Annotated in this window: 24 protein-coding genes; 7 read left to right on the top strand and 17 right to left on the bottom strand. The window is 55.7% G+C overall.

Annotated features, from left to right (window positions below; genetic code table 11):
• A complete protein-coding gene (gene fadA / locus K5Y32_RS21530) occupies nucleotides 1-1,164 on the top strand; it encodes an acetyl-CoA C-acyltransferase FadA (RefSeq protein WP_222185727.1) in 1,164 nt (387 codons plus the stop codon).
• 84 nt (nucleotides 1,165-1,248) lie between these two features.
• On the opposite strand, the gene fre is transcribed toward fadA, so the two are convergent.
• The 3 genes from fre to pepE form a co-directional block, all read right to left on the bottom strand.
• The gene (gene fre / locus K5Y32_RS21525; protein ID WP_008105825.1) at nucleotides 1,249-1,950 is read right to left on the bottom strand and encodes an NAD(P)H-flavin reductase; all 702 of its coding nucleotides are present in this window, start codon (nucleotides 1,948-1,950) and stop codon (nucleotides 1,249-1,251) included.
• A 39-nt stretch (nucleotides 1,951-1,989) separates the two neighbouring features.
• Complete coding sequence (gene ubiD / locus K5Y32_RS21520; RefSeq protein WP_101763728.1) at nucleotides 1,990-3,474, bottom strand: 4-hydroxy-3-polyprenylbenzoate decarboxylase; 1,485 nt, start codon at nucleotides 3,472-3,474, stop codon at nucleotides 1,990-1,992.
• 73 nt (nucleotides 3,475-3,547) lie between these two features.
• On the bottom strand, nucleotides 3,548-4,279 hold the full coding sequence (gene pepE / locus K5Y32_RS21515; protein WP_137384921.1) for a dipeptidase PepE: 732 nt from the start codon (nucleotides 4,277-4,279) through the stop codon (nucleotides 3,548-3,550).
• Nucleotides 4,280-4,488: 209 nt separating this feature from the next.
• On the opposite strand from pepE, the gene rfaH reads away from it, so the two are divergent.
• Entirely contained in the window at nucleotides 4,489-4,977 is a 489-nt protein-coding gene (rfaH, locus tag K5Y32_RS21510; protein WP_101763730.1) for a transcription/translation regulatory transformer protein RfaH, read from the top strand.
• Here the strand turns inward: rfaH and tatD are convergent.
• The 10 genes from tatD to udp form a co-directional block, all read right to left on the bottom strand.
• Nucleotides 4,974-5,756: a 3'-5' ssDNA/RNA exonuclease TatD gene (gene tatD, locus K5Y32_RS21505; protein ID WP_137384920.1), complete on the bottom strand. Its 783-nt coding sequence runs from the start codon at nucleotides 5,754-5,756 to the stop codon at nucleotides 4,974-4,976. The two genes, rfaH and tatD, sit on opposite strands and share 4 nt — an antisense overlap.
• An 84-nt stretch (nucleotides 5,757-5,840) precedes the next feature.
• The gene (gene tatC / locus K5Y32_RS21500; RefSeq protein WP_101763732.1) at nucleotides 5,841-6,599 is read right to left on the bottom strand and encodes a Sec-independent protein translocase subunit TatC; all 759 of its coding nucleotides are present in this window, start codon (nucleotides 6,597-6,599) and stop codon (nucleotides 5,841-5,843) included.
• A 2-nt stretch (nucleotides 6,600-6,601) separates the two neighbouring features.
• Complete coding sequence (gene tatB / locus K5Y32_RS21495) at nucleotides 6,602-7,129, bottom strand: Sec-independent protein translocase protein TatB (protein WP_101763733.1); 528 nt, start codon at nucleotides 7,127-7,129, stop codon at nucleotides 6,602-6,604.
• Between the two features lie 2 nt (nucleotides 7,130-7,131).
• Nucleotides 7,132-7,386 carry a Sec-independent protein translocase subunit TatA gene (gene tatA / locus K5Y32_RS21490; protein ID WP_008105810.1) on the bottom strand — a complete coding sequence of 85 codons (255 nt, stop codon included), beginning with the start codon at nucleotides 7,384-7,386 and terminating at the stop codon, nucleotides 7,132-7,134.
• 110 nt (nucleotides 7,387-7,496) lie between these two features.
• Nucleotides 7,497-9,134, bottom strand: coding sequence for a ubiquinone biosynthesis regulatory protein kinase UbiB (gene ubiB / locus K5Y32_RS21485; RefSeq protein WP_101763734.1), 1,638 nt, complete (start codon nucleotides 9,132-9,134; stop codon nucleotides 7,497-7,499).
• Complete coding sequence (locus K5Y32_RS21480) at nucleotides 9,131-9,736, bottom strand: SCP2 domain-containing protein (RefSeq protein ID WP_110867936.1); 606 nt, start codon at nucleotides 9,734-9,736, stop codon at nucleotides 9,131-9,133. The genes ubiB and K5Y32_RS21480 overlap by 4 nt, the downstream gene beginning before the upstream one ends.
• 6 nt (nucleotides 9,737-9,742) lie before the next feature.
• On the bottom strand, nucleotides 9,743-10,501 hold the full coding sequence (gene ubiE / locus K5Y32_RS21475; protein ID WP_008105805.1) for a bifunctional demethylmenaquinone methyltransferase/2-methoxy-6-polyprenyl-1,4-benzoquinol methylase UbiE: 759 nt from the start codon (nucleotides 10,499-10,501) through the stop codon (nucleotides 9,743-9,745).
• Between the two features lie 75 nt (nucleotides 10,502-10,576).
• On the bottom strand, nucleotides 10,577-12,088 hold the full coding sequence (gene rmuC, locus K5Y32_RS21470) for a DNA recombination protein RmuC (protein WP_222185726.1): 1,512 nt from the start codon (nucleotides 12,086-12,088) through the stop codon (nucleotides 10,577-10,579).
• Nucleotides 12,089-12,156: 68 nt separating this feature from the next.
• Complete coding sequence (locus K5Y32_RS21465) at nucleotides 12,157-13,428, bottom strand: tetratricopeptide repeat protein (RefSeq protein WP_222185725.1); 1,272 nt, start codon at nucleotides 13,426-13,428, stop codon at nucleotides 12,157-12,159.
• A 99-nt stretch (nucleotides 13,429-13,527) separates the two neighbouring features.
• Nucleotides 13,528-14,289 (bottom strand): uridine phosphorylase, encoded by a 762-nt coding sequence (udp, locus tag K5Y32_RS21460; RefSeq protein ID WP_222185724.1) that lies wholly within the window; start codon nucleotides 14,287-14,289, stop codon nucleotides 13,528-13,530.
• 302 nt (nucleotides 14,290-14,591) lie between these two features.
• Here udp and K5Y32_RS21455 point away from each other — a divergent pair, with 302 nt between their 5' ends.
• Nucleotides 14,592-15,428 (top strand): dienelactone hydrolase family protein, encoded by an 837-nt coding sequence (locus tag K5Y32_RS21455; RefSeq protein WP_222185723.1) that lies wholly within the window; start codon nucleotides 14,592-14,594, stop codon nucleotides 15,426-15,428.
• Between the two features lie 41 nt (nucleotides 15,429-15,469).
• On the opposite strand, the gene metE is transcribed toward K5Y32_RS21455, so the two are convergent.
• Entirely contained in the window at nucleotides 15,470-17,740 is a 2,271-nt protein-coding gene (gene metE, locus K5Y32_RS21450; protein ID WP_222185722.1) for a 5-methyltetrahydropteroyltriglutamate--homocysteine S-methyltransferase, read from the bottom strand.
• A gap of 135 nt (nucleotides 17,741-17,875) precedes the next feature.
• On the opposite strand from metE, the gene metR reads away from it, so the two are divergent.
• The gene (gene metR / locus K5Y32_RS21445; RefSeq protein WP_176973392.1) at nucleotides 17,876-18,808 is read left to right on the top strand and encodes an HTH-type transcriptional regulator MetR; all 933 of its coding nucleotides are present in this window, start codon (nucleotides 17,876-17,878) and stop codon (nucleotides 18,806-18,808) included.
• A 93-nt stretch (nucleotides 18,809-18,901) separates the two neighbouring features.
• Entirely contained in the window at nucleotides 18,902-19,381 is a 480-nt protein-coding gene (locus tag K5Y32_RS21440; RefSeq protein WP_101763741.1) for a DUF1456 family protein, read from the top strand.
• A 133-nt stretch (nucleotides 19,382-19,514) separates the two neighbouring features.
• Here K5Y32_RS21440 and K5Y32_RS21435 read toward each other — a convergent pair whose 3' ends face one another.
• Nucleotides 19,515-20,378 carry a carboxylate/amino acid/amine transporter gene (locus K5Y32_RS21435; protein ID WP_222185721.1) on the bottom strand — a complete coding sequence of 288 codons (864 nt, stop codon included), beginning with the start codon at nucleotides 20,376-20,378 and terminating at the stop codon, nucleotides 19,515-19,517.
• A gap of 336 nt (nucleotides 20,379-20,714) precedes the next feature.
• On the opposite strand from K5Y32_RS21435, the gene glpT reads away from it, so the two are divergent.
• Entirely contained in the window at nucleotides 20,715-22,055 is a 1,341-nt protein-coding gene (gene glpT / locus K5Y32_RS21430; protein ID WP_110867929.1) for a glycerol-3-phosphate transporter, read from the top strand.
• A gap of 33 nt (nucleotides 22,056-22,088) precedes the next feature.
• On the opposite strand, the gene yigL is transcribed toward glpT, so the two are convergent.
• Nucleotides 22,089-22,889 carry a sugar/pyridoxal phosphate phosphatase YigL gene (yigL, locus tag K5Y32_RS21425; protein WP_101763744.1) on the bottom strand — a complete coding sequence of 267 codons (801 nt, stop codon included), beginning with the start codon at nucleotides 22,887-22,889 and terminating at the stop codon, nucleotides 22,089-22,091.
• Between the two features lie 37 nt (nucleotides 22,890-22,926).
• Nucleotides 22,927-23,919: a lysophospholipase L2 gene (pldB, locus tag K5Y32_RS21420; protein WP_101763745.1), complete on the bottom strand. Its 993-nt coding sequence runs from the start codon at nucleotides 23,917-23,919 to the stop codon at nucleotides 22,927-22,929.
• 104 nt (nucleotides 23,920-24,023) lie between these two features.
• Between pldB and rhtB the strand changes: the two genes are divergently transcribed.
• Nucleotides 24,024-24,647: a homoserine/homoserine lactone efflux protein gene (rhtB, locus tag K5Y32_RS21415; RefSeq protein WP_110867928.1), complete on the top strand. Its 624-nt coding sequence runs from the start codon at nucleotides 24,024-24,026 to the stop codon at nucleotides 24,645-24,647.
• Nucleotides 24,648-24,706: the final 59 nt, after the last annotated feature.

Below are 24,706 nucleotides of genomic sequence, written 5' to 3'. Positions count from 1 at the left end.
ATGGAAAAAGTGGTAATTGTTGATGCGGTCCGCACGCCGATGGGCCGCTCCAAAGGCGGCGCGTTTCGTCAGGTACGGGCGGAAGATCTCTCGGCGCATTTGATGCGCGAGCTGCTGAGCCGCAACCCGGCGGTTGATCCCGCCACGCTGGACGACATTATCTGGGGCTGCGTGCAGCAGACGCTGGAGCAAGGCTTCAACATTGCACGTAACGCCGCGCTGCTGGCGGAGATCCCGCATCGCGTGCCTGCCAGCACCGTCAACCGCCTGTGCGGTTCCTCGATGCAGGCGCTGCACGACGCGGCGCGCGCGATTATGGTTGGCGATGCGCACAGCTGCCTGATTGGCGGCGTAGAGCATATGGGCCACGTGCCGATGAGCCACGGCGTGGATTTCCATCCGGGCCTGGGTCGCACGGTGGCAAAAGCGGCGGGCATGATGGGGTTAACCGCCGAGATGCTGGCGCGTATGCATCACATCACGCGTGAGCAGCAGGATGCTTTTGCGCTGCGTTCGCACCAGCGTGCCTGGGCAGCAACCCAGCGCGGTGATTTCAAGCGTGAAATTGTGGCGACCTACGGCCACGACGCCGACGGCGTGTTGAAACGTTTTGAGAGCGACGAAGTGATTCGCGAAGAGACCAGCCTCGAAGGATTGGCTGCGCTGCGCCCGGCGTTCGATCCGGTCAACGGCACCGTGACCGCAGGCAGCTCATCCGCGCTCTCCGACGGCGCAGCCGCAATGTTGATCATGAGCGAAAGCCGCGCACGCGAACTCGGTCTGACGCCGCGCGCGCGAATTCGCAGCATGGCGGTGGTGGGCTGCGATCCGTCGATTATGGGTTACGGTCCGGTTCCCGCCAGCAAGCTGGCGCTCAAGCGAGCAGGATTGAGCGTGCAGGATATCGACCTGTTTGAGTTCAACGAGGCTTTTGCCGCACAGGCGCTGCCGTGCATCAAAGACATGGGCTTGCTGGAACAGCTGGATGAGAAAGTGAATTTGAATGGCGGCGCGATTGCGCTCGGTCATCCGCTGGGATGTTCTGGCGCGCGTATCAGTACCACGCTGCTGAATTTGATGGAACGTCGCGATGCGCAATTTGGTCTGGCGACCATGTGCATTGGCTTAGGCCAGGGCATCGCCACGGTGTTCGAACGGGTTTAATACGTTAATGTTGCACGTGTTCCCGCCCTTTCGGGCGGGCTTTTTTATGGCTGATCGTCGTAGGGTCGCCATTGATGGCGACCATCAGATAAACGCAAACGCATCGCCAAACATCTGCGCTTCCAGCGCACCGCGCTCGGCGCAGAAACGCTCACGCGCAATCTTCGCCATCTCAAAACGACCAGCAATGTAGATATCGTGCTCGCTAAGCGACGCGAAATCCTGCATCACCGCCGTCAGTACCGTGCCGCTGCGTCCGGTCCAGTCATCCGCCGGTTGTTCAACCACCGGGATCACTTTCAGGTTCGGATGCTTCACCGCCAGCGCATTCAGCTCATCCAGATCGTACAGATGCATCAACTCACGGCCGCCCCAGTAAATCGCGATCTCGCGATCGGGTTTCTGTGCCAGCGCGGTCAGCAGAATAGAACGCGCATAAGAGAAGCCGGTGCCGCCCGCGATCAGAATGATCGGACGCTCACTATCTTCACGCAGCCAGGCATCGCCGTGCGGCATATCAACCGTAATCTGGCGATCGTTCTTGATACGATCCATCACCGCCATCGCGTAGAGATTGAGATCCGATGCGCCGATGTGCAGCTCAATGATGTCCTTTTCCATTGGTGTAGAAGCCAGTGAAAACGGGCGCTTATCGCGCTCATCCATCACCACCATCAAATACTGTCCTGCGCGGAAATTAAAATCCGCAGCCGGAATTAAACGAACGCGGTAAACCGTGTCCGTAATCGCTTCAACCGAAGTCACTTTGCAGCTTAACGTTGTCATGCGTTCCCTTTTTCTTCGGGTCTAATTGGTCTGCCGCCGTTAGCGCTGCGGCGGCTCGGCAAAGATAGCTAACTCATCCCAAATGGCGTCAATGCGCGCGGTCACAGCCGGATCTTTCACAATCGGCGTGCCCCACTCGCGCGTGGTTTCGCCCGGCCACTTATTGGTCGCATCAAGTCCCATCTTCGAGCCTAAGCCGGAAACCGGCGAGGCGAAGTCGAGATAATCGATAGGCGTGTTCTCAACCAGCACCGTATCGCGCGCCGGATCCATGCGCGTGGTAATCGCCCAAATCACATCATTCCAGTCGCGCGCGTTGACGTCGTCATCGCACACAATCACGAACTTGGTGTACATGAACTGACGCAGGAACGACCACACGCCGAACATCACGCGCTTGGCATGACCAGCGTACTGTTTCTTGATCGTCACTACCGCGAGGCGATAAGAGCAGCCTTCCGGAGGCAGATAGAAATCAACGATCTCCGGGAACTGCTTGATCAGAATCGGCACCAGCACTTCATTGAGCGCCACGCCCAGCACCGCCGGTTCATCCGGTGGACGTCCGGTGTAGGTTGAATGATAAATCGGGTTGCGACGTTGCGTTACGTGCGTCACGGTAAACACCGGGAAGCTATCTACTTCATTGTAGTAGCCTGTGTGGTCGCCGTACGGACCTTCCGGCGCGACATCGCCCGGCTCGATATAACCTTCCAGCACGATTTCCGCGCTGGCCGGCACTTCGAGTTCGTTCGAAACGCACTTCACCACTTCGGTTTTATTCCCGCGCAGCAAACCGGCAAAGGCGTATTCGGAGAGTGTATCCGGCACCGGCGTTACCGCGCCGAGAATAGTGGCAGGATCGGCGCCCAGCGCCACCGACACCGGGAAACGTTCGCCCGGATGCGCTTTACACCACTCCTGGAAATCCAGCGCGCCGCCGCGATGCGACAGCCAGCGCATAATCACGCGGTTCTTGCCGATCACCTGCTGACGATAGATACCCAGATTTTGTCGCTCTTTATGCGGGCCGCGCGTGACGGTTAATCCCCACGTAATCAGCGGCGCAGCATCGCCCGGCCAGCATTTCATCACCGGAATGCGCGACAGATCGACGTCATCGCCGCTGAAAATCTCTTCCTGGCACGGCGCATTGCGCAGGCGCTTGGTTGGCATGTTCAGCACTTGCTTGAACTGCGGCATCTTATCGAACAGATCGCGGAAGCCTTTTGGCGGCTCCGGCTCTTTCAGGAACGCCAGCAGCTTGCCTACTTCACGCAGCGCACTGACCTCTTCCTGGCCCATGCCCATCGCCACGCGTTTTGGTGTGCCAAACAGATTACACAGCACCGGCATGTCGTACCCTTTCGGGTTTTCGAACAGCAGCGCTGGGCCGCCAGCGCGCAGCGTGCGGTCGGCAATTTCCGTCATCTCTAACTCAGGATCGATCTCCTGAGTGATGCGCTTTAACTCGCCACGCTGTTCCAGCAATGCGAGGAAGTCTCGTAAATCCTGATATTTCATGCGGCTTTAGCTTTCCGGCCAGAGTGAAACGCCATTATAGAGGCGTTTTACGCTGACATGTTGAGGTTTTGCGTCAGGCAGGCTGACAGGAAAACGGCACCAGCGACTGAATCGCCAATACATCGTGATAAGCAGTAATCGGTTCGCCGTGACGGAACACTTTGAAGTCTTCACCGCGTGCGCTGTAGTAACGCAGGCGATTTTCGCTCACGTGCAGGAAGCTGGCTTCACGCAGCGCAATCACCGATTCATGCGGATTCACGGCACAGAACTCGGCCAGTCGTTCATCACGCGTTTCGCCCATATGGCCGCTGACGTGCGCATCAAGATAATGCGGATTGATCTGCACCGGGAACAAACCCAGCGCGGGCAACACTACGCTGCTGCGCACCGGCATATCATTGGTGGTGCGAATGGAAGGCGTTGCCACATTGCAACCGGCGCTCCAGCCGACGTACGGCACATCACGCTCGCGCACCGCGCGTTGTATAGCGACGATCAAGCCGTGCTCGTGCAGCATTTGATTGAGGAACCAGGTATTTCCGCCGCTCACCAGAATTAGCTCAGCTTGTTCAATCGCCGCAACGGGCGATGCAAACTCGTGCACGGTGCGCACGTCAATGCCTAACGACGCGGATAAGTCCTGCGCGCGCTGCGCGTGATCGCCACGAATAATCGCGTACGGTACCAGCACCGCCGAAGTGATGCCGCGCTGGGCGATCATCGCATGCAGCTGCGGGTGGGCGTAACTTAACAGCGGCGCATCGTCAGCCACTTTACCGTTACTCAACAGGAACAGTTCCATCAGCCACTCCTTTTCAATCGAAAGATGGGGAGGGAGTCTGATACAGATGGTCGCCGGCCGTCAATTTTCTTGCAAGAAAGCGTAAATAAGCCGCATCAATCGGATAAATCGTAGTGAAATTGTTTTCAGCGCCCGGTTTCCACCCGCCGATGCGCTATAACTCTGACAACTGATTTGATATTCTTAGCGTCCATTATTTGGGAGCGGTTATGGAATCCTGGTACTTACTCTATTGCAAACGTGGACAACTGTTGCGCGCGAAAGAGCATCTTGAGCGGCAAGAGGTGAATTGCCTCAGCCCGATGATCGCTCTGGAGAAGATTGTGCGCGGTAAACGCACCACCGTGAGTGAGCCGCTGTTTCCCAACTATCTGTTTATCGAATTCGATCCCGAAGCGATTCACACCACCACCATCAGCAGCACGCGCGGCGTCAGCCACTTCGTGCGCTTTGGCACCATGCCGGCCACCGTATCAAATGATGTGATCGAAGCGCTGCAAACCGACGTGCCGCAGATCGTGCTTGATGCGGAAACCCCGCAAAGCGGTGATGAAGTGATCATCACCGATGGCACGTTCGAAGGATTGCGCGCCATTTTTGCCGAGCCGGATGGTGAAACGCGCTCCGTTTTGCTGCTCAACATGCTGAACAAACAGGTGATGCGCAGCGTGGATAACAAACAGTTCCGTAAACTCTAAGCGAGTTTAAACAGCTGACGCGCGTTGAGATTAACCTGCGCGCCCAGCGCTTCCGCCTCCTCGCCACGCCAGTTCGCCACCTGCTGCACAATATGCGGCAGGAAGCATGGCTCATTGCGGCGCGAAGTGGGACGCGGATGCATGTCGCGCGGCAGTAAATACGGTGCGTCGGTTTCCAGTAACAGGCGCTCAGCCGGAATCAGCGGCAGCAATTCACGCAGTTCCATGCCGCGACGCTCGTCGCATACCCAACCGGTAATGCCCACCGACAATCCCAGCGCCAGACATGCTTGCAGCTCGTCACGCGTACCAGTAAAGCAGTGCACGACTGCACCAACCAGCTTTGGTAGCCACGGCTCAAGTACTGCAACAAAACGATCGTGCGCTTCACGGCAATGCAAAAACACCGGTAGCTGTAGCTCAGCAGCCAACGCCAGCTGCGCATCGAAAGCGTATTCCTGCTGATCGTGGGCCGAAAGATTGCGATTGAAATCCAGGCCACATTCGCCAATCGCGACCACCTGCTCACTTTCCGCCAGGCGACGCAAGGTATTCGCGGTTTCCGCCGACCATTCACTGGCATGGTGCGGATGGACGCCGGCGGTTGACCAGCAATAGCCCGCGTGCAATGCCGCCAGCTGCCGCGCCTGCTGGCTTTCCAGCGCGTTGGTGCCGGTAATTAACAGGCCGGTGACGCCTGCTTCGCGCGCACGTTTTACCACCTGCTCGCGATCTTTTGCGAATTGCGTGCTGGTCAGGTTTACACCGATATCAAACATGTCTTCTCCCCAATAAAAAACCGCCCAACGGGGCGGTTTAGATTCATCTTCCCGCGCGCTGCGGGATGCCCTGCATTAAGGACATCAGGATTCGGTGTTGTGTTCCTCATCCGAAGACTGACGTCCTTTACCCACATAGTAGCGGGAGAAGAATACGCCGACTTCAAACAGGCAGTACATCGGAATAGCGAGCAAAGTTTGCGAGAAAACATCCGGCGGTGTGAGCAACATCCCAACCACGAACGCGCCAACCAACATATAAGGACGTTTCTTTTTCAGATCTTCTGGTGAAGTTATGCCGGTCCAGCACAGCAGCACAATTGCAATCGGCACCTCAAACGCCACACCGAAGGCCATGAAAATCGTCATGACGAAGTCGAGGTAGTTGGTGATATCCGTCGCGATGGTCACGCCTTGCGGCGCGGTTTTGGCGAAGAAGCCAAACGCCAGCGGGAACACGATGAAGTAAGCAAACGCCACGCCGACGTAAAACAGCAGCGTACTGGAGAACAGCAGCGGCATCACCAGTTTGCGTTCGTGGCGATAGAGCGCGGGCGCCACAAACGCCCACACCTGATACAAAATCACCGGCACGGCCAGAAACACCGAAACGATGATGGTCAGCTTGATCGGCGTGAAGAATGGCGATGCGACGTCGGTAGCGATCATGCTCGCCCCGGCTGGCATCTGGCTGATCAGCGGCGACGCGACCAGATGGTAGATATCATTCGCGAAATAGACCAGACACAGAAAGATGACTAAAACAGCGATGATGCAATTCAACAAACGCTTGCGCAGCTCAATCAAATGGCTAATGAGCGGTTGGGTATCTTCAACGGCCATGTTTATCGTTCATCTTTTACGAGAGAAGTCTTCGCGGTGCTTTCAGGAGCACTGGCGACGGGAGGGGTTTCTGCGGCAGAGATTTCGTCAGTAGGCTGCGGAGTCTGTGCAGGCGCACTGGTTTGATGTTCTGCTGCTGCGGGCGTGACCGCAGGTGAAGTCACGGGCTGCACGGCGGCTGGCGGAGTCTGATGAATAGTGTTGGCTTCATCTTCCTCTTTTTCGAGATCGATACTCTGCTGCACCGAACGCTTCATGGAGTCGGCGGTTTTACGCAGTTCTTCCATCGACTCTTTCAGCTCGGGTGACAACGTGCCACGGCCCGCTTCTTCCACCTTTTTCAGGCTGTCCTGCAATTCCTGCAGTTTCAACTCTTGCGCCAGTTCGTTTTGTACATTCGCGGCCAGCGAGCGAATGGCTCTGATCCAGCCGACGACGGTTTTCACCGCAACCGGTAACCGCTGCGGGCCAAGCACAATCAGCCCGATCACGAACACTAATACCAGTTCACTAAAACCAATGTCGAACACAGTTATACCTGCTTGTCGTTCCGGGCGTCGTCTTTAGTCGCCGTGGTTTGCTGTTTGTCTGCCAGAGTTTTGGCGTTGAAGTCAGCGTCCTGCTCTTTCGGTTGATCCTTTTTATCGTCTTCATCGCCCATGGCTTTTTTGAAGCCACGAATGGAAGATCCTAAATCCGAACCCAGGTTGCGAAGCTTGTTGGTACCGAAAAGAAGAACAACAATGACGGCAATGATTAACAATTGCCAAATACTGATACCGCCCATGAGATATGCCTCTAATATTCTGTGAAAAACTGTTGACTGTAACGCACAGAAAGCCCGTATGATTTCGGGCTTTAGCTTGCGACATTACGCGATTTGCACCAGGCAGACAATCAGTTTGTCTTGCGCCAGCCAATAAGCCAGGTGACGATGCCAGCGGCCATTAATAGCGCCGGGAAGAAATCCCAATCCGGTCGACTTAACAGCACGGCGGTGCCACTTAATAACAGTGTAGCGCCTACACCAAACAGATAGCGCGCCTGATGATTGCGTGTTCGCTGTACGTTTAAATCGGTGACGAGTTTATCGACGCTGTGCTTCAATAATTTGTGCTGGCGCATGCTGTCGTAAAATAGCTCCGGCAACTCTGGCAGTTTTTCCGCCCAGTACGGCGCTTTCTCTTTCACCGCCCGCAAAATCGCCGGGATACCAATCTGATCTTTGATCCAATCTTCAAGGAACGGCTTGGCCGTTTTCCACAGATCAAGCTGCGGATAGAGCTGGCGGCCAATTCCTTCGATATACAGCAGCGTCTTCTGCAACAGCACCAGCTGCGGCTGCACTTCCATATTAAAGCGACGCGCGGTGTTGAACAGGTTGAGTAGCACGTGGCCAAACGAAATCTCAGCCAGCGGCTTTTCGAAAATCGGCTCACACACGGTACGAATGGCAAACTCAAAGTCTTCGACGTTGGTATCGGCCGGTACCCAGCCAGAATCCACATGCAGCTCGGCCACTTTGCGGTAATCGCGGTTAAAGAAGGCGATGAAGTTCTCGGCCAGATAGCGCTTATCTTCTTTGTTCAGCGAACCGACAATACCGCAGTCGATGCCGATGTATTGCGGATCTTCCGGGTGATCGTAGCTGACGAAGATATTGCCGGGATGCATATCGGCATGGAAGAAGCTGTCGCGGAACACCTGGGTGAAGAACACTTGCACACCGCGCTCGGCCAGCAGTTTCATGTTAACGCCGTGCTGCTCCAGCGTGGCGATATCTGAGATCGGAATGCCGTAAATGCGCTCCATCACCATCATCGATTCGCTGCAATAATCAGAGAACACTTCCGGCACATACAGCATGCGGCTTTGGTCAAAATTACGACGCAGCTGGATGGCGTTCGCCGCTTCACGCAGCAGATTCAGTTCATCAATTAAGGTCTTTTCGTAATCGCGCACCACTTCCACCGGACGCAGACGACGACCATCCGGCAACAAACGCGGCACCCACCGCGCCAGACGGTAAATCAGTCGCATATCGGCTCTGATCACCGGCAGGATGTCGGGACGAATCACTTTAATTACCACCGCGCGGCCATTGGATTTCAGCGTCGCGGTATGCACCTGCGCGATAGAAGCCGAGGCCAGCGGTTTGATATCGAAGTCTTCAAACCAGGTTTCCACCGGGCCGCCAATCGACTTTTCAATCTGCTGTTTGGCTTTCACGCCATCAAATGGCGCAACGCGGTCCTGCAGCACCGCCAGTTCATCGGCAATCGCTGGTGGGAACAGATCGCGACGCGTCGAGAGCATTTGACCGAATTTGATCCACACCGGCCCCAACTGCTCCATCGCTAAACGGATGCGTACGCCGGCGGAAGCGTCTTTATGTTGGTTAGGGATCCAGAAGATGCAACGCCGCCACAAGCGTAAAAGCAGCGTGAAGCGCATGCGGGGAATCAGTTCATCAAGGCCGTAAGTCAGAAAGATCTTGATGATGAAGTATAAGCGCCGAATTTCTCCCAGCGTCATTTCGCCTCCAGCTGTGCCAAACGCGTTTCAAACGCATTGAGCGAACGTTCTATCGCTTCCACTTCCTCGCAAAACCATGCCAGTTCCAGTGCGCCCGGCGCAACGCGCCACTCTTCCGTCAGCACCTGACCAAGATAATCCTGGCGGCGGATGAACTGCTGCTGCACGAACTTCAGCGCCTGCTGTGCGGCCTGGCTTACGCCTTGCGCAGCGATATCTCCAATCCACGGTGCAAGATATTCCGCCGGATCCAGCTCGGCGAGATCCATCAGTGCGGAGAATTGCTGTACCACCTGCAAGTCGCCGTCCACCTCCAGTTCACCGCTACGAATCAGGCTGGTGAGCTGCTGGCGATCGCGCAGTTTCGGCAAAGTACTGACACGCAAACTCACCGTGCAGTCGCTGTTGTCTTGCCAATCACTCAGTACATCGAGTTGCGATTCGCTAAACACCAGCACCAAAGGAAAATCGAGCTCTTGCAGACGCAGCATCAATACCTTGCCCGCCAAACGCTGGCGTGCGGCTTTCAGGCTGCGATCGCGATAGAGAACACGGTTCAGGGCGGTCTCAAGACCGCCGGTGATGAGAGGAGTTAAAGTCATGATGGATTAGAATTTAAATCCGCGATGCAGCGCGACAATACCGCCAGTCATGTTGAAGTAGGTGGTATTTTCAAAGCCCGCATCGTTCATCATCGCTTTCAGGGTTTCCTGATCGGGATGCATACGAATCGACTCCGCCAGATAGCGATAGCTTTCCGCGTCTTGCGCCACCAGCTGACCAATACGCGGCAGAATGTGGAATGAATAGGTATCGTAAGCTTTGCTGAGCGGCTCCAGCAGCGGCTTCGAGAACTCCAGCACCAGCAGACGTCCGCCTGGCTTCAGCACGCGGAACATCGATGCCAGCGCTTTCTCTTTTTCGGTCACGTTACGCAAGCCGAACGAGATGGTGATGCAATCGAAGTAGTTATCCGGGAACGGCAGCGCTTCGGCATTCGCCTGCACATAGCTGACATTGCCCGACACGCCGAGATTGCGTAGCTTCTCGCGGCCCATCTTCAGCATCGAGCTGTTGATGTCTGCCAGCACAACCTGGCCCGTTTCGCCCACCAGACGTGAGAATTTTGCCGTGAGATCGCCGGTACCACCCGCCAGATCCAACACGCGCTGACCGCGGCGCACGCCGCTGCTGTCAATGGTAAAACGCTTCCAGACACGATGGATGCCAAACGACATCAAATCGTTCATCAGGTCATATTTTGCCGCGACGGAGTGAAACACGTCCGCAACTTTATCGGCCTTTTCGCTTTTCGCGACGGTCTGGAAGCCAAAATGGGTAGTTTCCTGCTGTGATTCATCTGCCATCGGTTTTACCTGTTCCACAAACAATTCTTGCCGAAGTGTATCAGAGTCGCGCTACACGAGCACGCGACCACCGTGCTATTCGTTGATGCGGCGCAGCGAGTCTGTTGTTGGTTCTGCAACGTTTTCATCCTCGGTGCGATCGTCTGCCCAATCTTCATCCGCTTCTTCCGGCTGCGCTTGTTCAACCAGTTGCGGATTAATCGGACGTTTGATCTCCACGCCAAGCGAACGGAACGCTTCACTTTGTGCGATCAGATTGCCGCGCCCTTCAGACAGCTTTTTCATCGCCTGATGATAGCTTTGCTGCGCTTTGTCGAGATTGTGCCCGATGCCGCTCATGTCATCGACAAACAGCCGCATTTTGTCGTACAGCCGCGTTGCCCGGTCGGCGATGCGCTGTGCGTTGCGGCTTTGATGCTCATAACGCCAGAGATTATTGATAGTACGCAGCGCCACCAGCAAGGTGGTGGGACTGACCAGCATGATGTTCTGCTGTAACGCTTCGCTGATCAGCTCGGGCTGGCGATCGATCGCCAGCAGAAACGCCGGTTCCACCGGGATAAACATCAACACATAATCCAGAGAGCGTAAACCGGGCAATTGTTGGTAATCTTTACGGCTCAGCAGGCGAATGTGTCCGCGCATGGCGCTAACGTGTTCCTGAATCGCCTGCTCACGCGTGGCTTCATCGTCGGCGTTGAAGTAGCGCTCGTAGGCCACCAGCGTCATTTTGGCGTCAATTACCACATCTTTGCCCTGCGGCAAACGCACGATCACATCCGGTTGCATCCTGCCCTGCTGTTCCAGCTGCACGCTAACCTGCGTTTGGTATTCGTAGCCTTCACGCAGGCCCGACGCTTCCAGCACGCGGGCCAACACCACTTCGCCCCAGTTGCCCTGAATTTTATTGTCACCTTTCAGCGCTTTAGTGAGATTGACCGCTTCCTGCGCCATCTGTGCATTGAGTTGCTGTAGCTGGCGAATTTCGTGGGTCAGCGTGTGACGCTCGCGCGCTTCCAGACCAAAGCTGTCGGTTACCTGACGGCGGAAGCCGTCCAGCTGTTCACGCAGCGGGCCAATCAGGCTATTCAGACTTTGACGGTTCTGTTCATCGACGCGCCGCCCGCTGTTTTCGAAGATGCGATTGGCGAGATTTTCAAACTGCGCGCTGAGGCGCTGTTCGCTGTTGGTCAGCAGTCGCTGCTTCTCTTCTGCACCGTAGCGTGTCTCTTCAAGACGAATGGTCACCTCCCGCAGTTCGGCTTCCTGCGCGCTGTTCACTTCCAGCTGATTTCGCAGTTCCCGGCTGAGTTGTTCACTTTCGCCGCGCCAGTAATCAAGCTGCTGCAAACGTTCCTGCGCACCGCTCAGTGCACCGTGTAGCTGGCGCATCTCCTGTTCGCGTTGTTGGATTTGCTGCTGTAACTGTTCGAGCTGCTGCTGCTGACGCTGCTGCGCCTCTTCCAGCAGGCGACGCTCGGTGGTGAAGCTGGCGTGCTGATGGCCGGCGCGCAGTTGAGCAATGATCCAGCCAATGCCCAAACCGGCCAGCGCCAGCGCGCCGCTAATGATAAGTTGCTGATCCATAATCCCCCCGCGGATCGACTTGCTGAGGGAAAAGGTAGAGCTCTACTGTATGAATGTCCAGAAGAATGTTAAAGGGCTTTAACTGTCAGATCGCCCGCTTTCCACGCATCAATCAGGAAGAAGGGCATCGGCAACACCCATTCGGTTTCACCCTGGATTTTGGCCGGATAGGTCCAGCTTTTCCCGTCGTAGGTGATCTCAACCTGCTGCCAGCCGTTCTCAGCGTTTTCGACCTGGCCCGCCATGCTGGCAAAACCGGCGTTACTACCGACGTGGAAGCTGTCGGTTTGCCAGCGAATTGGCTGATGCGCCGGCCACGGTTGCGCCTGATGGAAGCGGAAAATATCGTCATGATTCAATATGCTTTCACGTACCGTTGGCCACAGCGCCACTTTAAGGAAGTACTGATCGGTAAAGCGTTGGCTGCCTTCATATTGCGCGATAAAGTCACGCATCTGCTGCTCAACGTTATGGAACACGCCATGGCAGCCGCCCCACATGCCCGCCAGCAACAGCTCGGTATGTGAGAAGTAATCGCGCATATGATGGAACCAGTAAGGCGAATTCAGCCAGGCTTCCACTGCCACCACTTCACGCTCGGAGAGCAGCGAATCCGCGTCACGCACGATATAGCGTTTGACGCTGGTATCGTCCATCACCAGGAAGCGCCACAGCGTTGGGAAGATGGTTTTCTCGTGCGACATATCCACCAGCTGGGTATTTGGCTGCGTCAGGCGCTGCCAGACGTGCTGAGGCACGCTGTCGTCGAGATAGATGCGGCAGATCCAGTCAGGATAGAGCTCTCGCGCCACTTCAATGTTTTTAATCAAGGTTTCGCAGTAGCGTGGCTGGCCGCCATACAGGCTAAAGGAGATGATATTTTCTGCCGGATTACTGCGGTTGATCGGCGGCGGTGCGTCAGAAGGGAACGCCACTTTCACCCCTTTACTGAAGGTCACATCGGATTTCTGCAGCGACTCGAGGCCGTAACGCGCTACTTCATCTTCTTTATTCAGCCAGCCACACACTTCCGTTAATCCATCCAGCCAGGTTTCCGACGCCTGCGCACGCTGCGCGGCCGGAGCCTGATAGATTTTCTGGTAAATTTTATAGGATTTTTTGTGCTCGCCCACACGCATCAGAGTGAGCGCGTAGTCGCTCAGCACCTGCATATGATTAGGCAGGACGCGCAGCACTTCTTCACAGCACCGACGCGCAACAGGATAGTTATTCGCCGCCATCGCCTGGCGAAATCTCGCTGCTGCACCTTCAACGCGTGACTGCGCAGTAGCGGGATTATTCATGAAGTTAGGACGTGAGACAGAAACCATTTTGCGCATAAGAAATTTCTCAGTAGCTGCTGAAATTGCGCGCATTCTAATCAGGAAATAGCTGGATTCCTTATAAGCCTGGTCTCGAATTCATCCCTGACTGGCGCACTAAATTAAGCGACGCGCGGCTTCAACCACAATTTTCACCGCATCACTTTCGGTCTGCTTCATGGTCACGGCATCCGGGATCTCTTTTTGCGTACGGTTCACGATGACGCCAGCCACCATGCCGGCACGCAGTCCCTGACTGGCGCACATGGTTAACAGTGTAGCGGATTCCATCTCATAGTTGAGGACGCCCATTTGCTGCCACTCTTCCATTGAGCCCTGGAAGCGATTCACCACGCGACCCGAGAAAGTGTCGTAGCGTTCCTGGCCTGGATAGAAGGTGTCAGAGGAGGCGGTAATACCAATGTGAGTTTTCGCGCCGCACGCTTCTGCCGCTGCCACCAGCGCGGTGGTGCAGGTGAAATCAGCCACCGCTGGGAACTCCATCGGCGCAAAGTGCAGGCTGGCGCCGTCGAGGCGTACCGATGCGGTGGTGACCAGTACATCGCCAACATTAATATGTGGCTGGATCGCGCCGGTGGTGCCAACGCGCAGGAACGTACGCACGCCGAGTTGTGCCAGCTCTTCAACCGCAATCGAGGTAGAAGGTCCGCCGATGCCGGTGGAGCACACCACAACCGGTTTGCCATCCACTTCAGCCAGATAGGTGGTGAATTCACGGTGTGAAGCCAGATGCTGTGGGTTGTCCATCAGCGCGGCGATTTTCTTCACGCGCTCAGGATCGCCAGGCACAATGGCCAACGTGGCTCCTTTCAAATCAGCTTTGGTGATGCCAAGGTGGAAAACGTCAGACTGGGCCATAACAGACTCCTGATAATTGGGGATGAGCGCGCCACTCTACGTGAGCAGGCGGCATAAATATGTGACTCAATTCACCATCGATAATGAAACTTACATTATCAGAAAAACATTATGTGATTCACATCACACATTGGCGCTGTGCAATTCTGAATTGCTACAAGCGGTGCTGTGTAAGTGTTGGTGGCAATGTTAATAGAGAAGCAGCACACGTGAAAAAAATCCCTCTGCACCCTACGCCAGCCTTGCTTCACTTCGCCAGGCTATAGTTACGTGATTGCGCATTTGCTAGCACGGAGAGAACAATGAAAACCGAAGACAATATGGCACAAAAAACGGCACCCGGCGGCTTTGCACCGGCCGTTCAGCCCACCGCAAGCAGCACCATTATTACCGGCAGCGACGCGATTCATGCTGGCGAGACCTCAGTTCCGAGCCAGGGCGAAAACCTGCCTGCCTATTACGCTCGACCAAAAGAGTATCAAGGCACCTTGCCGGTTGTGTTGGTGGTGCAGGAAATTTTCGGGGTGCACGAGCATATCCGCGATGTCTGCCGCCGTCTGGCGCTGGAAGGTTATCTGGCCATCGCTCCGGAACTCTATTTCCGTGAGGGCGATCCCAACGATTACCACGACATTCCCACGCTGTTTAAAGAGCTGGTGAGCAAAGTTCCAGATTCGCAGGTGTTGTCCGATCTCGATCATGTGGCCAACTGGGCCACGCGCCACGATGGTGATATCCGTCGCCTGGCGATTACCGGTTTCTGCTGGGGCGGACGCATTAGCTGGCTGTTTGCCGCGCACAATCCGCAGGTGCGTGCAGCGGTGGCGTGGTATGGACGCTTAGACGGTGAGAAGACGCTGAAGCAGCAGAAGCACCCGATCGATATCGCGGTGGATCTCAACGCACCGGTGCTGGGCCTTTACGGTGGTCAGGATGAGAGCATCCCGCTGGAGAGCATTGATAAGATGCGTCAGGCGCTGCATGCCGCCAATGCCAAGGCGGAAATCGTGGTGTATCCGGATGCAGGACATGCTTTCAATGCGGATTATCGTGCCAGTTATCACGCCGATTCCGCCAAAGATGGCTGGCAACGCATGCTGGCGTGGTTCGCGCAGTATGGCGTGGCGCCAAACGCGTAATAATAGGGGGCGCATTTGCGCCCCAATCTCATTTACAGCGACTAAGCCGTTTCACCTCGCAGGTTTTGCGCCGCTTTTACCATGTTCGCCAGCGCCTGACGGGTTTCCGTCCAGCCACGCGTTTTTAGGCCACAATCCGGGTTAACCCACAGACGCTCTGCCGGGATGCTCTGCGCCGCTTTACGCAGCAACTCTTCCATCCACTCCACGCTCGGCACGTTTGGTGAGTGAATGTCATACACGCCCGGACCGATTTCGTTGGGATAGTCGAACTCCTTAAAGGTATCCAGCAGATCCATATCGGAACGTGAGGTTTCGATGGTGATAACATCCGCATCCAGCGCGGCAATCGAGTCCATGATGTCATTGAACTCGCAGTAACACATGTGGGTGTGGATCTGGGTTTCATCCTGCGCCACGGCGGCATTGAGACGGAACGCATCCACCGCCCAGGTCAGATATGCAGCCCAATCGGACTGATGCAGCGGCAGGCCTTCGCGCAGTGCCGGTTCATCAATCTGAATAATGCCGATACCGGCTTTTTCCAGATCTTCCACTTCGTCACGCAGCGCCAGCGCAATCTGTTTGGCGATGGTTTCACGGCTCACATCTTCACGCGGGAACGACCAGCAGAGAATCGTTACCGGACCGGTCAGCATGCCTTTCACCGGTTTGTCGGTTAGCGACTGCGCGTACTTCGCCCACTCAACGGTGATGGCTTGCGGACGGCTTACGTCGCCGATAATGATCGGTGGTTTAACGCAGCGTGAGCCGTAGCTCTGCACCCAGCCGTTTTGGGTGAACACGAAGCCGTCGAGATTCTCGCCGAAGTATTCCACCATGTCGTTACGCTCTGCTTCCCCGTGCACCAGCACGTCGAGGCCCAAACGCTCCTGCTCAACAATCGCCTGTTTAATGTGTTCGGCGATACCCGTGCGATAGTTACCGCCATCAATGTTGCCTTTTTTGAAGTCGAGGCGCAGGCCGCGAATTTCGGTGGTTTGCGGAAATGAACCTATGGTGGTGGTCGGCCACGCTGGCAGGTTAAAGCGGTGACGCTGCGCTTTGGCACGCTCGGAGTAGCTGCTGGCACGTTCAACGTCTTTGGCCTGAATTTTCGCCAGACGCTCACCGACTGCGGCATTGTGAACGCGCGTGGAGTTGGCACGCGCACGAATCGGTGCGCTCCACTCAACCAGCGAAGCGGCATCGTTGTTGTTCAGCGCATGACTCAGCAGTGCAAGCTCAGCGCACTTCTGCAGAGCAAAGGCGAACCAGCTTTTCACTTCCTCATCGAGGCGCGTTTCCACACTTAAGTCGATTGGGCTGTGCAGCAGCGAGCAGGATGATCCAATCCACAATTGTTGACGCTGCCCCACCAGCGGCTGCAGGCGCGTAAACCAGCTGCTGAGATCGGCACGCCAGACGTTACGGCCATTGATTACGCCGACGGAGAGCAGCCAATCCGCGGGAATCTGCTGGTTCACCTGTTGGATGTCATCTTTGCCGTGGACCAGGTCAACATGCAGACCTTGCACCGGCAGCGCTTTGATCACGTCGAGATTCTGACCGATGCTGTCGAAATAGGTGGTGAGCAGCAGTTTGCTTTCGCCCTGCAGCGCGTCGTAAGCCGGTTTGAAGGCATCGCGCCACGCTTGCGGCAGCTCCAGCGCCAGTGCTGGCTCATCGATTTGTACCCATTCGATGCCGCGTTTTTTCAGTTCAGCCAGCACCTGTTGGTAAACCGGCAGAATGTCTTTGAGCAGTGACAGGCGGTCGAACGACGTACCTTTCACTTTACCCAGCCACAAATAGGTAACCGGACCCAGCAGCACCGGTTTAATCTTGTGCCCGAGCGCCAGCGCTTCATCAACCTCATCCAGCAACTGAGTCCAGGTCAGTTTGAACTGCTGCCCTTGAATGAATTCCGGCACCATGTAGTGATAATTGGTGTTGAACCATTTGGTCATTTCCGCCGCTGCCGCCGGTTCACCGCTTGGTGCGCGGCCACGGCCAAGGCGGAACAGCGTATCGAGATCGACCGAGCCATCCTGATTTTGGTGACGAGCTGGCACGTTACCCAACAGCAGGCTGGTGGTGAGCACGTGATCGTACCAGGCGAAATCGCCGACTGGCAGCAGATCCACGCCCGCCTCTTTCTGCTGTTGCCAGTGACGGGCGCGCAGTTCGCGCCCCACCGCCAGTAGCTCTTCCTGTGAGCTTTTACCTGCCCAATAGCTTTCCTGTGCTTTTTTCAATTCACGACGCAATCCAACGCGAGGGAAACCGAGAGTGTGGTTCAGAATGGTCATTTTCTGTTCTCCAGATATTCTTAACTGAATAGGGGGCAGAGATGTTTAGCCGTCCAGATGTTTACACCGCCATAATCTGCGGGTACTGTATGTTCCTCAAGCGCAATTTGTTCAATCTCGATGTGAAGGATTCTCATGATCGAACTCAAACACCTGCGGACGCTGCAGGCGTTACGGAATACCGGCTCGTTAGCTGCCGCCGCCTCCCAGCTTCATCAGACGCAATCGGCGTTATCCCACCAGTTCAGCGATCTGGAGCAGCGGCTGGGTTTTCGCCTGTTTGTGCGTAAAAGCCAGCCGCTGCGTTTTACGCCGCAGGGAGAGATTTTGCTGCAGTTGGCTGAGCAGGTTTTACCGCAGATTCAGCAGGCTTTGCAGGCGTGTCATGAGCCGCATCAGGCCACGTTACGTATCGCCATTGAGTGTCACAGCTGTATTCAGTGGCTGACGCCCGCGCTGAATAATTTCCGCCAGAGCTGGCCCCAGGTGGTGATGGATTTCAAATCCGGCGTGACCTTTGATCCGCAACCTGCATTGCAGCAGGGCGAGTTGGATGTGGTGCTGACCTCCGATATTTTGCCGCGCAGCGGGTTGTTCTATTCACCGATGTTCGATTTTGAAGTGCGTTTGGTGATGGCACCGGATCATCCTTTGGCGCAGCTTGAGCACATTGCCCCGGAAGATATGGCCGATGAAGTGTTGATGATCTATCCGGTTCAGCGTCAGCGTTTAGATGTGTGGCGCCATTTCCTGCAGCCTGCGGGTGTGAGTCCAGCGTTGAAGAGCGTGGATAACACGCTATTGCTGATTCAGATGGTGTCGGCGCGCATGGGCATCGCCGCACTGCCGCATTGGGTGGTGGAGAACTTTGAGCAGCAAGGTTTGGTGGTGACGAAGACCTTGGGCGATGGCTTGTGGAGCCGCTTGTATGCTGCCGTACGCGAAGGCGAGCAGCGTCAGCCGGTAATGGAAGCCTTTGTGCGGTTTGCCCGTCAGCACGCCTGTGAACATCTGCCCTTCGTGCGCGATGCCGCGCGTCCCGGCTCACTGCAAACCACCTCATCCTGATGTTGTTGGGCGGCGAAGGTCGCCCGCGCTGTTATCCCTGCCCCGCCTGCTCTATAATGCGCCGCCTCAACCCGCGACCAAGAGAGTTTCACCATGATGAGTAACGATGTTCTGCGCAGCGTGCGCTATATGCTTGATTTGAGCGATAGCAAAGTGGTGGAGATTTTTGCCCTGGCGGGAAGTGAAGTGCCGCTGGAAGACGTGCAGGCGTGGATGAAGAAAGATGACGATGCCGCGTTTCGCAAGCTGCCAGATGTATTGATGGGCTATTTCCTCAACGGCCTGATTTTTTACCGTCGCGGTAAGAGTGAAGATGCGCCCGCGCCTTCGATTGAGCGCCGCATGAATAACAACATTTTCATGAAGAAATTGCGTATCGCCTTTGAGCTGAAGACCACCGATATTCCGGATGTGCTGCTGAAAGCGAACTTTAAGATTTCACAGGCTGAGGTTGGCGCGATTTTCCGCAACCCTGATCATAAGAATTTCCGCGAATGCGGTGACCAGATTCTGCGTAATTTCCTGAAAGGGTTGACGATGATTCATCGTCCGGGGCCGGCTAAGAAGGGTTAATCGCTTCTTTGTTCGAGCCGGGTCAGGGATAGCGCGGCAGATCGCAAAGGGAAACCACTTCCTTGTGGATCAGCCTCGCCATCCATGGCTCGGATGCTTTGCTCCACTGCCGCGCTATCCCTTCCCTTTTAGCCTATGCGTTGCTTTTCTTACCTAATACCCAGCGTTTGTGCACATAAAGGGATGCGAAAATCACGGCGGCGCCAGCGATAAAACTCGGCCAATGCGGTTTCTCCTGCCAGATCGCCAGATTCACCAGCAAGCCCGCGGGCACATGCATGTTGTTCATAATGCCCAGCGTGCCGGCATCCACCTGCGTAGCGCCGTAGTTCCACATGAAGTAACCCAAACCTGAAGCCGCCACGCCCAGCCACACCAGAATGCCCCACTGCAGCGACGTGGTCGGCAGTTTGTTCGGATTGCCCCACAAGCTCCAGGCGATCACCGCGATCATCACCGCGCCCAGATAGAACCACGAAAATGCGGTGTGCTGCGGCATCGGGCGAGTTTCCTGCAGGCGTTTGTAGCCCACCATGCCGATGGCGAAGCAGATGTTTGCCGCCTGTACCAGCAGCAAGCCGAACCAGAAATGGTCACTGATTTTGTCGTAACGAATAATCGCCGCACCAATTACCGCCAGTAGCGCGCTGAAGGCATAGCCGATACGCAGCGGACGTCGGCTGAGCAAATCGTAGATCAGCGTGACATACAGCGGCGTCATCACGGTGAACAGCAGGAACTCGGTCACGCTGAGATACAGATAAGCCTCAAAGCTTAATAAATACATGATGCCAAGCTGCAGCATGCCCACCAGCATATACAGCAGGATGGTGGAAGCACGGTAACCGCGCCAGCGCAGGAACGGCAGGAAAACGATGGCGGCGAGCGCCAGACGCATCAAAACAGAGAACCAGGAATCCACCTGACCTGCAAGGTATTCCCCGATCAAACTGAAGGAAAAGGCCCATAGAATGGTGGTAACGATCAGTAACGGCACGGTAACGATCCCAAAATGAACAGTGGCGCTAGTGTAAACAAACTGTCGAAATCGGGGTGAACTATCTGGTTTACAAGCGGATAAAATAACGACGAATAATTTTTATTTCTCATTTTTACACTCGGGTAAAAATGCGCGAAATACAACATTTCCTGGTTTTTTTCGCTCTCAATTGTCATAAAACTGTAACATATGTGTCACATGTCACAGTAACTGCGCGTGACCATCACTATCCTTTGCGCGAAATGGAAACTTCGCTTTGCCATTTTTACTACCTGTTTTTGCCCCAACCTGCTGGGAACTCATAACTATATCGCGCCCTGGAGGGCCACACTCATGTTGAGTATTTTCAAACCTGCACCGCATCGCCCACAAGTGGCCGATGATCGTGTTGATCCGCTTTATCGTCGTCTGCGCTGGCAGATTTTCCTGGGAATATTTTTTGGCTATGCCGCCTACTATTTGGTGCGTAAAAACTTTGCGCTGGCAATGCCTTATCTGGTGGAACAAGGCTTCTCGCGCGGCGATCTCGGCTTTGCGCTATCGGGCATTTCCATCGCTTACGGCTTCTCGAAATTCATTATGGGCTCGGTCTCAGACCGCTCGAATCCGCGCGTGTTTTTGCCCGCCGGATTGATCCTTGCCGCAGCGGTAATGTTGGTGATGGGGTTCGTGCCGTGGGCCACCTCCAGCATCATGGTGATGTTTGTGCTGCTGTTCCTGTGCGGCTGGTTCCAGGGCATGGGCTGGCCGCCGTGCGGGCGCACCATGGTGCACTGGTGGTCGCAGAAAGAGCGCGGCGGAATTGTGTCGGTATGGAACTGCGCGCATAACGTCGGCGGCGGTATTCCTCCGTTGCTGTTCCTGCTCGGCATGGCGTGGTTTAACGACTGGAAAGCCGCGCTGTATATGCCGGCGTTTGGCGCCATCCTCATCGCGATTATTGCCTTCGCCTTGATGCGTGACACACCACAATCTTGCGGTTTACCGCCGATTGAAGCGTGGAAAAATGATTATCCGCCGGATTACAACGAGGATCACGAGCAGGAGCTGACGGCGAAGCAGATTTTCATGCAGTACATTCTGCCCAACAAGTTGCTGTGGTACATCGCACTGGCGAACGTGTTTGTGTACCTGCTGCGTTACGGCATTCTCGACTGGTCGCCGACCTACCTGAAAGAGGTGAAGCACTTCACGCTGGATAAATCCTCGTGGGCCTACTTCTTTTACGAATATGCCGGTATTCCCGGCACGCTGCTGTGCGGCTGGATGTCGGACAAAGTGTTCCGCGGCAACCGTGGCGCAACCGGCGTGTTCTTTATGACGCTGGTGACCATCGCCACCGTGGTGTACTGGCTGAATCCTCCAGGCAATCCAGGCATCGACATGCTGTGCATGATTGTGATCGGCTTCCTGATTTACGGTCCTGTGATGCTGATTGGCTTGCACGCGCTGGAACTGGCACCGAAAAAAGCGGCCGGAACGGCAGCCGGCTTTACCGGGCTGTTTGGCTATCTCGGCGGATCGGTTGCGGCGAGTGCGATTGTCGGTTACACCGTGGATTATTTCGGCTGGGACGGCGGATTCATTGTGATGATTGGCGGATCGGTGCTGGCGGTGATTCTGCTGCTGCTCACCATGGTCAGTGAACACAAGCACAAGAAACAGCTGGCATAACGAAAAAGGGCCGGTGATGACCGGCCCTTTTTTCTAGGCGAGGAACAGTTTACGCAGCGTGTGCGGCACGGCGTCATCCGCGTTGCTGCCAATCACTTCCAGCGTCGGCAAGGTATCTTTCAAACGCTGCTGCGCATTGCGCATGATGCAGCCTTTACCCGACATGCTGAGCATCTCCACATCATTCATGCCGTCGCCAAAGGCGATGCACGCTTTCAGCGAGTGGCCGAGCTGTTTCGCTACCGCTTCCAGCGCGTGACCTTTGGAAACGCCGCCCGCCATCACTTCCAGACACGTTGGCAGCGAGAAGCTGACATTCACGCGATCGCCCCAGCGCGCTTCAATCGCCTGCTCCATGGGAATTAAACGCTCCGGATCTTCGCAGGTGAAGAACACTTTGCTGATGCCATCAGTCGGCAGCATGCCCGGCTGGTAAACCTGATAGTTAAACACCGATTCACGGAAATAGTCCTGCTCATCCGGACGATGACGGCTCATGAACCACTCATCGTCGCGATAGACGTGCGTCAGGATATGCTCGTCATGATATTGCAGGCCATACAGATCGCTGGCGATGTCGGCGTCAAGATTGTGGCTGAACACCAGTTCACCTGCGGCGTTGTGCACGCGTGCGCCATTAGACGTGATCATGTAAGCCGGAATGCCGAGCTTATCGCGCATCTGTCCGACGTCGATATAGTGACGGCCGGTGGCAAAGACAAAGTGGATATCACGCGCCACCAGTTCCTGCAGCGTGGTGCGCGCGAACGGCGTCAGGCGATGGTCCGGAGAGAGCAGCGTGCCATCCAGGTCGGATGCGACGATGTGATACATGTAAACCTCGGGTGTTGATATCGGAAAGTAAAATTGATTAAGCGTGGCGTTCAAAGAAATCGACCACCGCGTTTAGCGCTTCGGCACGCATCGCGTCTGTTTCAAACAAGATCTCATGACGCGCTCCTTTGATCACATACGGCGCGTTGCCCGCGCAGGGATGTCCTGCTGCGGCCATCGCCGTACAAAATAGATTTTGTGAGCGGTTATCCACCACATCATCTTCACTGGCCTGCAGCAGCAAGGTCGGCGTGGTGATGTTCGCTACCTGATTGAAGATGTCCCGCCCGGCCTGCACGCCTTCGCGCACCCAGTGATAAGTGGGGCCACCGACGCGAATTGCCGGATCGTCGGCGTAAAAACGCAGGTTACGGCGATAGCGTTCGCGGCTATGCGTCAGGCGGTTGATGCCAAACGGATTGGCGCGCCAGCGCCCGGTGCCCAGCGCGTAACCTTCACGCAGCGCCGGCAGTTTCTCGGTCCAGTCCAGAATGCGGTGCGCCATCCAGTCGGGCAGCGGCAGCACAATGCCAAACATCGGCGCGGAGAATACCGCAGCATGAAACGCCTGCGGCTGACGCGCCAGAAACAGCGCTAAAATCGCGCCGCCCATCGAGTGGGCCAGCACGTAGCGCTGCTGATAATGTGGACTCACGATCTCTTTCAGATACAGCGTTTCCAGATCGTCAACGTAGTCGCCAAATTCCACCACATGGCCGCGATGCGAATCTTCCAGCAGACGTTCAGAGCGTCCCTGACCGCGATGGTCGAGAATCACCACATCGTAGCCGCACATGAACAGGTCGTAAGCCAGTTCGGGATACTTGATGTAGCTTTCAATGCGGCCAGGCACGACCAGAATGACACGGCGATGTTGCGGTGAGGTGAAACGGACGTAGCGAATCTTCAGGTTGCCGACGCCGGTAAATTCACACTCTTCACGGCGACGCCAGAAGTCGAGCAGCGGACCGGTGGCAAAGGCCGAAAAGCCTCGCTCACGTCCGAGCCAACTCTGTTTATGCTGCTGCATCCGTCCCCCTGAAAAAAACGTGATTTGCGCGCCTGTGCTGCGTAGCGTGCGGCGATTTTCTGTCGTATTGTGTCACACTTCGCTAACTTCAGGGAATGTCACACATGACCATTGAATGGTGGTTAACCTATCTGCTGACCACAACCATCCTCAGCCTTTCACCCGGCTCCGGCGCGATCAACACCATGAGCACCGGCATCAGTCACGGCTATCGCGGCGCAGCGGCATCGATTACCGGCTTGCAGCTGGGTCTGGCCATTCATATTGTGCTGGTCGGCGCCGGTTTAGGTGCGCTGTTTTCCCAATCGATTCTGGCGTTTGAAGTCCTGAAGTGGGCCGGTGCAGCCTATCTGGTATGGCTGGGCATTCAGCAGTGGCGCTCGGCGGGTGGCATCGACCTCGACGCCGTTGCCAAAGCGATGCCACGTCGCCGCCTGTTTAAGCGTGCCGTGTTGGTGAACCTCACCAACCCGAAAAGCATCGTGTTTCTCGCCGCGCTGTTCCCGCAGTTTATTCAGCCGCACCAGCCGCAGCTCATGCAATATCTGGTGCTGGGCATGACCACCATTGTGGTCGATATCATCGTAATGATTGGTTACGCCACTCTGGCAACGCGTATCGCCGGCTGGATTAAAGGACCGAAGCAGATGAAGCTGCTGAACCGCACCTTTGGTGGATTGTTTATGGCAGTAGGCGCGCTGCTAGCCAGCGCACGCAGAATGGCGTGATATTCAACCCGGTGGGCATAAATGCCCACCCTACGTAGGGTCGCCATTTATGGCGACCT

Source organism: Pantoea sp. DY-15, assembly GCF_019795935.1.
GTDB classification, from domain to species: Bacteria; Pseudomonadota; Gammaproteobacteria; order Enterobacterales; family Enterobacteriaceae; genus Pantoea; species Pantoea leporis.
This window is presented reverse-complemented; position numbering and strand designations above follow the sequence as displayed.

What these genes read in the sequence shown, in the direction of transcription:
- fadA (WP_222185727.1), top strand. Translation starts at nt 1, where the DNA reads ATGGAAAAAGTGGTAATTGTTGATGCGGTCCGCACGCCGATGGGCCGC.
- fre (WP_008105825.1), bottom strand. Translation starts at nt 1,950, where the DNA reads ATGACAACGTTAAGCTGCAAAGTGACTTCGGTTGAAGCGATTACGGAC.
- ubiD (WP_101763728.1), bottom strand. Translation starts at nt 3,474, where the DNA reads ATGAAATATCAGGATTTACGAGACTTCCTCGCATTGCTGGAACAGCGT.
- pepE (WP_137384921.1), bottom strand. Translation starts at nt 4,279, where the DNA reads ATGGAACTGTTCCTGTTGAGTAACGGTAAAGTGGCTGACGATGCGCCG.
- rfaH (WP_101763730.1), top strand. Translation starts at nt 4,489, where the DNA reads ATGGAATCCTGGTACTTACTCTATTGCAAACGTGGACAACTGTTGCGC.
- tatD (WP_137384920.1), bottom strand. Translation starts at nt 5,756, where the DNA reads ATGTTTGATATCGGTGTAAACCTGACCAGCACGCAATTCGCAAAAGAT.
- tatC (WP_101763732.1), bottom strand. Translation starts at nt 6,599, where the DNA reads ATGGCCGTTGAAGATACCCAACCGCTCATTAGCCATTTGATTGAGCTG.
- tatA (WP_008105810.1), bottom strand. Translation starts at nt 7,386, where the DNA reads ATGGGCGGTATCAGTATTTGGCAATTGTTAATCATTGCCGTCATTGTT.
- ubiB (WP_101763734.1), bottom strand. Translation starts at nt 9,134, where the DNA reads ATGACGCTGGGAGAAATTCGGCGCTTATACTTCATCATCAAGATCTTT.
- K5Y32_RS21480 (WP_110867936.1), bottom strand. Translation starts at nt 9,736, where the DNA reads ATGACTTTAACTCCTCTCATCACCGGCGGTCTTGAGACCGCCCTGAAC.
- ubiE (WP_008105805.1), bottom strand. Translation starts at nt 10,501, where the DNA reads ATGGCAGATGAATCACAGCAGGAAACTACCCATTTTGGCTTCCAGACC.
- rmuC (WP_222185726.1), bottom strand. Translation starts at nt 12,088, where the DNA reads ATGGATCAGCAACTTATCATTAGCGGCGCGCTGGCGCTGGCCGGTTTG.
- K5Y32_RS21465 (WP_222185725.1), bottom strand. Translation starts at nt 13,428, where the DNA reads ATGCGCAAAATGGTTTCTGTCTCACGTCCTAACTTCATGAATAATCCC.
- udp (WP_222185724.1), bottom strand. Translation starts at nt 14,289, where the DNA reads ATGGCCCAGTCTGACGTTTTCCACCTTGGCATCACCAAAGCTGATTTG.
- K5Y32_RS21455 (WP_222185723.1), top strand. Translation starts at nt 14,592, where the DNA reads ATGAAAACCGAAGACAATATGGCACAAAAAACGGCACCCGGCGGCTTT.
- metE (WP_222185722.1), bottom strand. Translation starts at nt 17,740, where the DNA reads ATGACCATTCTGAACCACACTCTCGGTTTCCCTCGCGTTGGATTGCGT.
- metR (WP_176973392.1), top strand. Translation starts at nt 17,876, where the DNA reads ATGATCGAACTCAAACACCTGCGGACGCTGCAGGCGTTACGGAATACC.
- K5Y32_RS21440 (WP_101763741.1), top strand. Translation starts at nt 18,902, where the DNA reads ATGATGAGTAACGATGTTCTGCGCAGCGTGCGCTATATGCTTGATTTG.
- glpT (WP_110867929.1), top strand. Translation starts at nt 20,715, where the DNA reads ATGTTGAGTATTTTCAAACCTGCACCGCATCGCCCACAAGTGGCCGAT.
- yigL (WP_101763744.1), bottom strand. Translation starts at nt 22,889, where the DNA reads ATGTATCACATCGTCGCATCCGACCTGGATGGCACGCTGCTCTCTCCG.
- pldB (WP_101763745.1), bottom strand. Translation starts at nt 23,919, where the DNA reads ATGCAGCAGCATAAACAGAGTTGGCTCGGACGTGAGCGAGGCTTTTCG.
- rhtB (WP_110867928.1), top strand. Translation starts at nt 24,024, where the DNA reads ATGACCATTGAATGGTGGTTAACCTATCTGCTGACCACAACCATCCTC.